Consider the following 9972-nt stretch of genomic DNA (forward strand, 5'->3'; position numbering starts at 1 on the left):
TAGTTGTAAATTACGTTATTCTCTATTTTTGTTAATGATAAAATGAGTCCAGAATATGAAATACAGCCCGTGGAAATTTGAAGAAACCTTTGTAATGGATTTTTTGGTGGAAGGGAAGTATAGGCTTCAAAGACATCTGCTGTTTCTGATCTTTTTTTTCTTTTTGCTCTACAGTGCAAGGTTCTGGCATTGGTACTCGGGAATCTATCAATATTATGTTCTGTTTTTTGTATATACTATTTTGATTACAATGGTTTACATTAATATATATGTATTGGTTCCCAGATTTTTCTTTAAAACAAAATACGTCACCTATCTTGTTTTACTTGTTTTGATGGGAGTATTGGGACTCAATTTTATAGGGTATAGTTTTAGATTATTCTTCGAAGAGTTCAGAATAAAAAATATTCTTAAAGAAAATGAAAAAGGGGGAATCTATGAAGGTGTTCTGATGTGTATTCCGATTATTATGACCACGACTACGGTAAAGCTTTTACAGAAATGGATCAGTGATAATAAAAGGATCAATGAACTGAGCAATCTTACCCTGAATATGGAACTGAATGAGCTCAGAAATCAGATCAACCCGCATTTTCTGTTTAATATGCTGAATAATGTGAAAGCACTCATCAGAACAGATCCGGCAAAAGCATCGGTGGTCATTGTAAAACTGTCCGAATTTCTAAGATATCAGCTATACGAAAACAGTGAAGAAAAAACGTTACTAACTTCAGAGATTGATTTTCTGTCCAATTTTTTAAACCTTGAAAAAATAAGACGTGACAACTTCTCTTTTGATATCCGTACAGATGCTGATAAAAGAACATTAAACAGTACCTTCATTCCTCCAAACCTATTTACTACTTTCGTTGAAAACGCTGTGAAGCACAGTGTAGACCTCAGTGGAGAAGAGTCTTATGTGAAAATAGACATCAATATCGAGGATAAACAGCTTTATTTTAGATGTGTCAATTCAAGAAGCGCCGGCTATATTGTTTCGGACAAAAAAAATAGCGGGCTTGGACTCGCCAATATCACAAGAAGACTGGAACTTCTTTATGGCGGCACTTTTAGCCTGCAGATAGAATCAGGAAATAAAGAATATAGCGTAAATTTAAAAATTCCCGTGTGATGAACTGTATTATAGTTGATGATGAACCTCTGGCAAGATCCGAAATGAGATCACTGATTGCCGAAATTTCCAGTATTGATATCCTTGGTGAGTTTTCCAATGCACCGGCTGCCCTTGAGTTTCTTAAAGATAATGAGGTAGACCTTATTTTCCTCGATATAGAAATGCCCATGGTAACAGGCCTTGAGTTTGTAGAAATGCTTCCCAAAAAATCGCTGATCATCTTTACAACTGCCTATTCTCAATATGCATTGAAGAGTTATGAACTGGAAGCTGTCGATTATCTTCTGAAGCCCATTGATCCCCAAAGATTGGAAAAGGCGATTGATAAAGCATTGCTTTACACTGAGCTTTTGTCTAAAGATACGGTGAAGAATACGGTAGAATCTAATACGGCAGACTTTTTATTCATCAAAGCAGAGCGAAGATTTTATAAAATCAGTTTTTCAGACATTAAGTTTATAGAAGGTCTTAAAGATTATGTGGTCATTCATACCCAGCAGCAGAAACTGATCACTGCGATGAATCTGAAAACCATTCATCAGAAAATTTCCGGTGAAACCTTTATAAGAGTCAGCAAATCATACGTTGTGAACATGAATTATATTGATTCATTTGACAATCATAATATCTACATCGAAGATTCCGAAATTCCCCTTGGTGAAGTATACAGAGCTGATTTTTTTACAAAATTTGCGGGTGGACTGCTTAATTCAGACTGATACATAAATAATGAGTAATATAATAATCAAGGTCAAAAAAAATAGATATCATTATCTGTGAAAATCTGTGTAATCAATAGGGGAAAAAATGTATTAAAGCTGTCTTTCTAAATGAAATGTAGTGAAGAATCTCATATTTTGACCAATAGTAAGATTCTTCCTTCGTCAGAATGACAAAATCTAATAAAGATTCTGATCCTTTTCACAAAAGAAACTTCTTCTTTTTCCGACTCCCGTTTGTTTTTTGATAAGTTTCTGCCCACATATCGGACAGACGGATTTGGTATGAACCAGCCAGTGCTTTTTCAAAACAGATTCTCTTTTCCATTTCAGAAAATCAAAACTGTAATTTCTGGCTTCGGCAATAAGTTCTTTTCTTTTTTTAGCAGGAAGATTACCCAACAGACTTTCTGGCTGAACTCCGATTCTGAAAAGAACTTCATTTTTAATAATATTTCCGACTCCCGAAAAAATATCCTGATTCATCAATGCATCACAGACCATCATTTTCGGATTGGATTTTAATTTCTCTTCAGCTTTCTCAGAATTCCATTGATCACTCATTATATCAGCTTCCCAATCAATGGTGGAAAGATATTCAAGAGGTACGGATTTTACTGAACAGGTGTAGAAATAGATGCTTCCGGAAGAGAAAAATAATGCTAAACGCAGACTTTTATCCGGTTTGGTCTGCTCATTAATACTGTAAGAGCCAAACATTAATAAATGGATACGAATGGCTGATTTTTCAAAAATAAGGTAAGTCTGTTTTCCAAAAGTCCGGATTTCAAGAAGAGATTGGCCAATGAACACCTCTTTTTCGAATTTGGCATTTCCTGAAACTTCTGTCACTTGCTGACCTGCAAATGGCTGCAGGCTTTCTTTCATTAATATGATGGATGGACCTTCAGGCATACGTTTATTTTGAGATAAAGATTCAAATAATATTCCATAATTGGATGAAGTCTAAAGTTTTATCCCAAAATAAACCTATTCACAATAGAGTCAGACGAGCTTTTGTCCCACAAACCGGATCACAGAACCCGTCCCATTATGAAATAGCCCTTCATTGAGTTCTATCTCTGTTTCTGATAATTCAATAATTTTATAATCAGGAAAATCAGCTTTGATCTCATCAATGGAGAATAATGATTCAATATCCTTGGGGCCGCCTACCTTTTCATTTCTTGCAATATATTCAAGATGACTTTTACTGAATGCTTCAAAAATGATAAATCCTCCTTTACGCAAGTATTGATTCAGCATTTGATGGATTGAAGACTTAATGTCTGCAGGAAAATGAGCGTAGATCAGAGCAATAGCATCAAATTGCTCTGGCTGATAATTCAGAGTAGAAAGCTCTCCAACCTTATAATCAATGGTAGTTTGCAATTGTTCGGCAAGCTGTAATGCTTTATTCCGTCCATTTGAGCTGATATCAAAAGCTGAAACCTGCCATCCTTGTGTTGCTGCAAAAACAGCGTTTCGGCCTTCACCTTCTGCCGGGAATAGTATTTTGCCGGGTTTTAATGGAGCCAGCTGCTCTTTCAGATAATTATTCGGATCTGTTCCATATGCAAACTCTTCGTTGCTGTATCTGTCATCCCATCTGTTGAGCCATGTGTTGTCTGTCATGATAAAAAGAATTTAAAATTTAAAAGAAGAATTGTGAATATTCTTCCGCTTATTAGTTGTATCAAATGTAGAATATTTCCTGAAGCTTTCCGACCCTTAAAAAACGTTTACTATAATAGATTTTTTGAATGACAGATCTCTCTAATAAAAATCTAAATACTATTCCGTACAATTAAAATTTGGAGTAATTTTGAAAAATGATGAATTTAAACCAGATTTTCACCAATCAACGTACAGGAAACAATCCACAGACTAGGGCTTCAAGAACTGATTTTCAAAGAGATTTTGACCGAATTATTTTCTCTTCTGCTTTCAGAAGATTGCAGAACAAAACCCAGGTTTTTCCTCTTCCCGGAAGTGTTTTTGTACACAACAGACTTACTCATTCCCTGGAAGTTTCATCTGTAGGAAGAAGTTTAGGAAGTATTATTGGTGAATTTATTGCTGAAGATTTTAAAAGTGAACTTACTGAAGATTCAAAGAATTTTTATCTCTATAATTTAGGAAATGTAATTGCGGCCGGGTGCTTATGTCATGATGTGGGAAATCCTGCTTTCGGACATTCCGGAGAAGATGCTATTGCTAGCTATTTTGAAAGAAATGAAAAAGATCTGAAGTCAAAGTTCAATGAAAAGGAGTGGGCAGATCTGGTCAATTTTGAAGGAAATGCCAATGCGATCAGAGTGCTGGCGCAGCAGCAGCAAGGAAAAGATGCGGGAGGTATTCAGCTTACTTTTTCAACGCTGGCAAGTATTGCAAAGTATCCATGTGAGGCAGTAGCCAAGAAAAAAGGAATCATTCACAGAAAGAAATTCGGGTTTTTCCAGAATGAAAAAGATATTTTCCTGGAAATTGCCAAAGGAACCCAGCTTATTTCTGAAAGTGAAGAGCCTCATATCTTCAAAAGACATCCGTTTGTATGGTTAGTAGAAGCTGCGGATGACATCTGTTATAACATCATCGATATGGAAGATGCCCACCGATTGGGTATTGTTTCAACGGCAGATTGTAAAAATCTATTTTTCGAACTGGTAAAATCTGAAACAGATGATGTTAAAAGAATCGAAACAAAGCTAAGTTCTATTTCTAATGAGAACGAACAGATTTCTTATTTAAGAGCGAAAGTAATCAATGCATTAATCAATAAATCTATTGAAATGTATAAGCATAACTTTGAAACGATTCTTGAAGGAAATCTTGACAACGGTCTGCTTGATATCTATAAAAATGAAAATAAAGCATTACAAGATATTGCCAGTTTTTCTGTGGAAAAAATTTACAATCATAAAGCGGTTGTGGAAATTGAAAATGCAGGGTATAATGTAATGTATGAATTGCTGGATCATTTCATCCCATCCATCCTGAAACCGGAAGAGGAAAGAAAGTCATATGACAAGAAAGCCTTGAAGCTGCTTCCAAAACAATTCGTCTATGAAAACGGAACAGACTATCAAAAAGTTCTTGGAATCATAGATTTTGTTTCCGGAATGACAGATAACTACGCTACCGATTTGTATAGAAAAATTAAAGGAATAGACATTGGAATGACCATGTAAATTCTATTTATTATAATAATTCAGAAGCCTCTTCGATTAATGACAGCATTAAAGTGGAGGCTTTTTTATGCTTTAAAACAGGGGCAATCTGACCCGCCCAAAAGAAAACAAAATCATTCTTTTGCTGTTCCAAAGCTGCTTTTCTCAACGCTCCCATAAAGTGAGTCTGCAAAGGAAAGGGCAGTGTTCTATCCGTTGCTGTCAATACATCTCTAGTAATTTTTGAGGTAATTCCACGTCCCAATCTTCCGGTATAAGCTCTGGTAAGAGATGTAGATTTTGCAGCGTCAGAAAATAAAAACTCTTTATGAATCGGTAAAGCTCCGGATTCCTCAGTGGCCAGAAAAGCAGTTCCAATTTGTACCGCTTCCGCTCCCAGTTGAAAAGCTCCGGCAATTCCGCGCCCATTGGCAATACCTCCGGCAGCCGCGACAGGTATTTTTACTTTATCCTTAATCAATTGAATCAGAACAAAAGTTCCCGTTGTAGAAAGTTCAGCCTGATCCAGAAACGAAGGGCGGTGTCCGCCACTTTCAAAACCGGAAGCTATAATCACATCTACTCCTGTTTTTTCCAGAGCAACAGCTTCATCCAGTGTTGTAGCATTTCCGAATACAACAGTTCCCTGCCGGTGAAGGTCTTCGATAATGCTTTCGTTCAGCAATCCAAACATAAAGCTGAACACTTTAGGCTTAATATCAAAAATGACTTCCAGCTGATTCTGAAACCTCGATTCAAAAGAGGGTGGAGGTGCCGGGATATCCGTATTTAAAAGATCAAAGTAAGGTTTGAAACTCTCAACAGCCTTTTGGTATTGCTTTTTTGTATGTTCTTCATCAATAATATCATGATCATTTACCCAGAGATTGAGGTTGTAAGGCTTATCCGTTTTCGACTGTATTTCTCTGTGAATATCATAAATTTCCTGTGGCGACAAAGTATAAGCTCCAAATCCTCCCAAGCCGCCAAGATTGCTCACCGTTGTTGTCAGTTCAACAGTAGACAGCCCTCCGCCAAAAGGACCTTGCAGAATAGGGTATTCAATTCCTAATAACTCTGTAACTCTATTTTTATTCCACATGATTTTGTTAATTTAAGGTTGTACGTTAGTCAATGTCTTATTAACGATGAGCCACTCGTTGTCTATCTTATTGAAAGTTATGAAATTATAATAATTAAAATCATACATCTTTACATGCAATTTTACGGTGGCAATCGAATTAATGACATCTATTGAAATAATATTTGCTTTAAAATCTTTCCCGGATTTTTCCGGGCTTACCCGGCTTCCAACTCCTTCAATATATTGTTCTGCAGTTTTGAAATACGCAGCGCCATCGATATCTCCGAAAAGCAATGCTCCTTTATAGAAAGCTTTTGTAAGAAGATCAGTATTCCCTTCATAAATTCCTTTGAAATAATAGTTTTCAATCACATTTCTTATTTCAGCTTCTGATGTTGGGTTGTTTTTCATATCCTTTATATTTTGTGCATGACTGTTCAATGGAAAACTGAACAGCCATGCAATAATTAATACTAATTTCATGATACATGATGCCCGGCACCCATTCCTCCGTCGACATTGATGATCGCTCCGGAAATTAATTTGTTTTTAGCAATAGCATGAATCATCTGAGCGACTTCTTCCGGTTCCCCGATGCGGTTGATCAGGTGAAGTCCGGCATTATTATCCAGGTCTGCACCATGCATTGGAGTTCTGATCAGTCCGGGAGCCACCGTATTGACCCTGATATTATCTTTTCCAAATTCTGCAGCCAGCTGCAAGGTCAGAGCATGAATAGCTCCTTTGCTCGAAATAGGTGCCGTGGAGGGAGACTGTGCAATAGCGTGATACACTAAAGGCGTTCCCACATTGATGACCACACCATCTTTTTGTTTGATCATTTGAGGAATAACAGCCTGTGTTGTGAAGAATGTTCCTTTTAAATTTGTTGTTAAAAATCGATCCAGATAGTCTTCAGTAACTTCCAGGAATGGTTTGTTCTCATAAATTCCTGCATTATTGATCAGGACATCAATTGATCCAAATCTCTCAAGCGCTGTTTTTACCAATGCTTCCCCTGTTGACTGCTCTGAAACACTTCCGGCGACCATGGCAAGGTTGTCTCCGGCTCCCAATTCATGATAAACTTCCTCTAATTTTGAAGCTGTTTGTGAATTGATGATTACATGATCGCCTCTGTCTAAAAAATAACGGGCTGTTTCCAATCCTATTCCTGATGATGCTCCTGTTACGATTACGGTTTGCTTTTTCATTTCTGATTTATTTTTTTTCTGTTGAAAATCCTTGTTCTTTTAATACTGAAACCTGTTCTCCGGCATATCCCCAGTTATCATCTTCAATTTCATTGATGACAATGTGGGTCAAATGGGGATCCTTGTTCAAAACTGAAGTCACAGCTTCACTTATTTTTCTGATTAATTGTTGTTTTATTTCGCGGGTAATGTCTTCGCGAAGTACTTCTACTTTTATGAATGGCATGATGGTCAATTTTTAAGATTAATTGATATTTGAATGGCATTAATGAGCTGCCGCAACAAGATGAATATTTAAATCAAAATTGTTGTAGATCAGGGTGTCACCAAGGTTGGTAAAGAAATTGGATGATCTGAATTTGATGTTGAATTTCGTTCTGTCGACCACAATTTTAGTATCCAGAACAGCCGTATTGTCTGTTGCTACAATGTGCAGGCTTGTGTCGATAGGATGTGTAATCCCTTTTATCGTAAGATCTCCTTTTACATAATAGAGATTCTGATCACCCGGTTCAGCATGAGTGATTTCAAAAAAAGCTTCAGGAAACTGATCAGAATTAAAGAAATCGTCAGATGCCAGATGATGGGCAAACTGTGTATTGGTTTCAGAATCCTCAATATCAAGGATTTTAATGGCGCGGGTATCAATGACAAACTTTCCTGTTGTAAGTTTTCCGTCTTCGAACGTGAAGTTTCCTTCTTTTACACCAATTGTTCCATTATGAGCTCCGGTTACCTTTCTTCCGATCCAGTGGATTGTGCTGATTTCATGATTGATTTTAAAATTTTTTGTGTCCATTTTTTATGGGGTTTAAATAATGACACAAAGTTCAGCTGATCGAAAGAAATAGTTACGTGATGTACCTCACAAAATAGGAATAAGAATAAAAAGGGTTTTTATTGATGAAGTCTGCTTAGAGTTTCTCTGGTTACTCCCAAATAAGATGCAATCAGGTGTTTCGGAACGAGATTGTACAGTTGAGGGTACATGGATAAAAGCTCCTGATACCGGAATTTAGCATCATTATTCATAAAAGAAAGCAGACGTTTCTGTGCAGCCACATAGCCTTTATTCGTTCTCCATCTGAAAAAATGCTCTACCTCATGAATCTCATTGCAGATCTTTTCCCTGTCTTCGTTAGAAATAGAGAGAATGCTTGCATTGGTGATACAGTCTACATTAATGGTAGCCCTTGTTGCATTGTAAAGCGCATCAAAATCTGTTACCCACCAGGTCGGCATGGCAAACTGGAGGATAAACATTTTCATGCTGTCATTCACGTAAAAAGCTTTCAGGCAGCCTTCCAGAACGAAATATTCGTGATTGACGAAATCACCCTCCGATATTAAGCTTTGTCCTTTTTTTAAAGTAATCAGATTAAAATGTCCAAGAACATAATCCAGCTGCTCTTCCGTGAGAGATGTGAATTTTGAAATATGATCTTTTAATATTTCTTTAGAATTGATCATGACGTGTAATGAATATTCAAAAATAAGTCTTTTTCGGAATAATTTTAATTTAAAAATGAGTAAGAATGTTCAAGCTTGATTTTCAGTGAGTCGTGTTCTGAATCTTATATTTATTTTTCTTATATTTAAGCAAGCAGTAATAAAAAATGTTTTTAACGAAACAGGATTTAGTGCGACATATTAATAAAAATTAAAACTATGAGTATATATTTAGCGCCCGTTATTTTCTTTGGGCTGATTATTTTATTCGCTTCGTTTTTTGTCGTTAAGCAGGAAACAGCAGCTATTATCGAACGTTTCGGAAAGTTTCGGGGAGTAAAACATTCAGGGCTTCATCTTAAACTGCCAATCATAGATCAGATCGCCAAAAGACTGAATCTGAGAATTCAGCAGCTGGATGTAATGATTGATACGAAAACATTAGACAACGTTTTCATCAAAATGAAAATTTCAGTTCAGTATCAGGTTATCAGAGAGCAGGTGGGAGATGCATTCTACCGTTTGGAAAATCCTGAAAATCAAATTACCTCTTTTGTATTCGATGTGGTACGTGCTGAGGTTCCGAAACTGAAACTGGATGATGTTTTTGTAAGAAAAGACGATGTGGCAATTGCCGTGAAAAGTGAACTTCAGGAGGCTATGAATAGCTATGGGTATGATATTATCAAAGCTTTGGTCACAGATATTGATCCGGATGAGCAGGTAAAACATGCGATGAACAGAATCAACGCGGCGGAAAGAGAAAAAACAGCTGCAGAATACGAATCTGAAGCACAAAGAATCCGAATTGTAGCCGTTGCCAAGGCAGAAGCAGAATCTAAAAAACTGCAGGGACAGGGGATTGCCGACCAAAGAAGAGAAATTGCAAAAGGACTTGAAGAATCGGTAAGAATGCTGAATAATGTAGAAATCAATTCGCATGAAGCATCAGCGCTTATCGTTGTCACGCAGCATTATGATACATTACATTCCATAGGAGCAAGTAACAGAAGCAATCTGGTTCTTCTTCCCAATTCACCTACGGCTGCAAGCAGTATGCTGAATGATCTTGTAGTGGCCATGACCACTGCAAATACTGTAGGAGAGGCTAGTAAAGGCAAATATCCGGATCCACCTCAAAAAGAATCAGGATTTTAGGAAATACAAATTGAAACCAATTTTAATAAAAAAATCTCCCGAA

The 9972-nt window shown here is 36.8% G+C and carries 12 protein-coding genes; 4 read left to right on the forward strand and 8 right to left on the reverse strand.

The window, feature by feature from the left end; genetic code table 11:
• The first annotated feature begins 55 nt into the window (after positions 1–55).
• Positions 56–1132, forward strand: a complete 1077-nt coding sequence (locus DBR39_RS22170) for a sensor histidine kinase (protein WP_124536775.1) — start codon at positions 56–58, stop codon at positions 1130–1132.
• On the forward strand, positions 1132–1854 hold the full coding sequence (locus tag DBR39_RS22175) for a LytR/AlgR family response regulator transcription factor (RefSeq protein WP_109738494.1): 723 nt from the start codon (positions 1132–1134) through the stop codon (positions 1852–1854). The genes DBR39_RS22170 and DBR39_RS22175 overlap by 1 nt, the downstream gene beginning before the upstream one ends.
• 180 nt (positions 1855–2034) lie before the next feature.
• Here DBR39_RS22175 and DBR39_RS22180 read toward each other — a convergent pair whose 3' ends face one another.
• Both DBR39_RS22180 and DBR39_RS22185 read right to left on the reverse strand, forming a co-directional pair.
• The gene (locus tag DBR39_RS22180) at positions 2035–2769 is read right to left on the reverse strand and encodes a DNA-formamidopyrimidine glycosylase family protein (protein ID WP_124536777.1); all 735 of its coding nucleotides are present in this window, start codon (positions 2767–2769) and stop codon (positions 2035–2037) included.
• Between the two features lie 90 nt (positions 2770–2859).
• A complete protein-coding gene (locus DBR39_RS22185; RefSeq protein ID WP_124536779.1) occupies positions 2860–3489 on the reverse strand; it encodes a class I SAM-dependent methyltransferase in 630 nt (209 codons plus the stop codon).
• 200 nt (positions 3490–3689) lie between these two features.
• On the opposite strand from DBR39_RS22185, the gene DBR39_RS22190 reads away from it, so the two are divergent.
• Positions 3690–5045, forward strand: a complete 1356-nt coding sequence (locus DBR39_RS22190; RefSeq protein ID WP_124536990.1) for a deoxyguanosinetriphosphate triphosphohydrolase — start codon at positions 3690–3692, stop codon at positions 5043–5045.
• Positions 5046–5055: 10 nt separating this feature from the next.
• Here the strand turns inward: DBR39_RS22190 and DBR39_RS22195 are convergent, their stop codons facing one another.
• The 6 genes from DBR39_RS22195 to DBR39_RS22220 all read right to left on the reverse strand — a co-directional run bounded on the left by DBR39_RS22195 (position 5056) and on the right by DBR39_RS22220 (position 8792).
• A complete protein-coding gene (locus DBR39_RS22195; RefSeq protein WP_124536781.1) occupies positions 5056–6126 on the reverse strand; it encodes an NAD(P)H-dependent flavin oxidoreductase in 1071 nt (356 codons plus the stop codon).
• A gap of 12 nt (positions 6127–6138) precedes the next feature.
• The gene (locus DBR39_RS22200; protein WP_124536783.1) at positions 6139–6591 is read right to left on the reverse strand and encodes a nuclear transport factor 2 family protein; all 453 of its coding nucleotides are present in this window, start codon (positions 6589–6591) and stop codon (positions 6139–6141) included.
• Positions 6588–7322, reverse strand: coding sequence for an SDR family NAD(P)-dependent oxidoreductase (locus DBR39_RS22205; RefSeq protein WP_124536785.1), 735 nt, complete (start codon positions 7320–7322; stop codon positions 6588–6590). The genes DBR39_RS22200 and DBR39_RS22205 overlap by 4 nt, the downstream gene beginning before the upstream one ends.
• Before the next feature lie 7 nt (positions 7323–7329).
• Positions 7330–7548, reverse strand: coding sequence for a tautomerase family protein (locus tag DBR39_RS22210; protein WP_103232256.1), 219 nt, complete (start codon positions 7546–7548; stop codon positions 7330–7332).
• A gap of 39 nt (positions 7549–7587) precedes the next feature.
• Entirely contained in the window at positions 7588–8121 is a 534-nt protein-coding gene (locus tag DBR39_RS22215; RefSeq protein ID WP_124536787.1) for a YceI family protein, read from the reverse strand.
• 98 nt (positions 8122–8219) lie between these two features.
• The gene (locus DBR39_RS22220) at positions 8220–8792 is read right to left on the reverse strand and encodes a Crp/Fnr family transcriptional regulator (RefSeq protein WP_124536789.1); all 573 of its coding nucleotides are present in this window, start codon (positions 8790–8792) and stop codon (positions 8220–8222) included.
• 198 nt (positions 8793–8990) lie between these two features.
• Between DBR39_RS22220 and DBR39_RS22225 the strand changes: the two genes are divergently transcribed.
• Complete coding sequence (locus tag DBR39_RS22225) at positions 8991–9929, forward strand: SPFH domain-containing protein (RefSeq protein ID WP_124536791.1); 939 nt, start codon at positions 8991–8993, stop codon at positions 9927–9929.
• Positions 9930–9972: the final 43 nt, after the last annotated feature.

The sequence above is a fragment of the Chryseobacterium sp. KBW03 genome (assembly GCF_003852415.1).
Classification (GTDB): domain Bacteria; phylum Bacteroidota; class Bacteroidia; order Flavobacteriales; family Weeksellaceae; genus Chryseobacterium; species Chryseobacterium viscerum.

What these genes read in the sequence shown, in the direction of transcription:
- DBR39_RS22180 (WP_124536777.1), bottom strand. Translation starts at nt 2,769, where the DNA reads ATGCCTGAAGGTCCATCCATCATATTAATGAAAGAAAGCCTGCAGCCA.
- DBR39_RS22170 (WP_124536775.1), top strand. Translation starts at nt 56, where the DNA reads ATGAAATACAGCCCGTGGAAATTTGAAGAAACCTTTGTAATGGATTTT.
- DBR39_RS22225 (WP_124536791.1), top strand. Translation starts at nt 8,991, where the DNA reads ATGAGTATATATTTAGCGCCCGTTATTTTCTTTGGGCTGATTATTTTA.
- DBR39_RS22185 (WP_124536779.1), bottom strand. Translation starts at nt 3,489, where the DNA reads ATGACAGACAACACATGGCTCAACAGATGGGATGACAGATACAGCAAC.
- DBR39_RS22195 (WP_124536781.1), bottom strand. Translation starts at nt 6,126, where the DNA reads ATGTGGAATAAAAATAGAGTTACAGAGTTATTAGGAATTGAATACCCT.
- DBR39_RS22215 (WP_124536787.1), bottom strand. Translation starts at nt 8,121, where the DNA reads ATGGACACAAAAAATTTTAAAATCAATCATGAAATCAGCACAATCCAC.
- DBR39_RS22175 (WP_109738494.1), top strand. Translation starts at nt 1,132, where the DNA reads ATGAACTGTATTATAGTTGATGATGAACCTCTGGCAAGATCCGAAATG.
- DBR39_RS22200 (WP_124536783.1), bottom strand. Translation starts at nt 6,591, where the DNA reads ATGAAATTAGTATTAATTATTGCATGGCTGTTCAGTTTTCCATTGAAC.
- DBR39_RS22205 (WP_124536785.1), bottom strand. Translation starts at nt 7,322, where the DNA reads ATGAAAAAGCAAACCGTAATCGTAACAGGAGCATCATCAGGAATAGGA.
- DBR39_RS22220 (WP_124536789.1), bottom strand. Translation starts at nt 8,792, where the DNA reads ATGATCAATTCTAAAGAAATATTAAAAGATCATATTTCAAAATTCACA.
- DBR39_RS22190 (WP_124536990.1), top strand. Translation starts at nt 3,690, where the DNA reads ATGAATTTAAACCAGATTTTCACCAATCAACGTACAGGAAACAATCCA.
- DBR39_RS22210 (WP_103232256.1), bottom strand. Translation starts at nt 7,548, where the DNA reads ATGCCATTCATAAAAGTAGAAGTACTTCGCGAAGACATTACCCGCGAA.